This window comes from Janibacter sp. CoH_79_TC_3 (genome assembly GCF_058197955.1).
In genome coordinates, this window is record NZ_JBXWIV010000096.1 from 1 (window position 1) to 269 (window position 269).

General features: G+C 37.5%; 1 protein-coding gene. It reads right to left on the bottom strand.

Annotation, left to right across the window (positions count from 1 at the left end):
- Nucleotides 1–269: hypothetical protein (locus AC2FA3_RS15225; protein WP_490510319.1), on the bottom strand; the 269-nt coding region annotated here is incomplete at both ends.

Here is a 269-nt window from a genome sequence, read left to right on the forward strand (position 1 = left end):
CTGAATTGAATGGTGGATTTAAGACTTTTCTTTCCTGATTTTTTGACACCTAAGTATTTGATTGCTGTTTTTTTAAAGGGAATCCAACCGAGTGACTTGCGCTTAGCTTTTGGGTTGTTGGTTCGCCAATTTAGTTTGGCTTTCTTGAATTGCTTTCGAGATTTAGCGTGGGTTTCAGTAACAGCTTGCAAGGTTTGACTGTGCAAATTCAAAAACTCACCACTGCCTTTTACATAAGTTGCAATATCATAAGCTGAAAAGAATTTGCC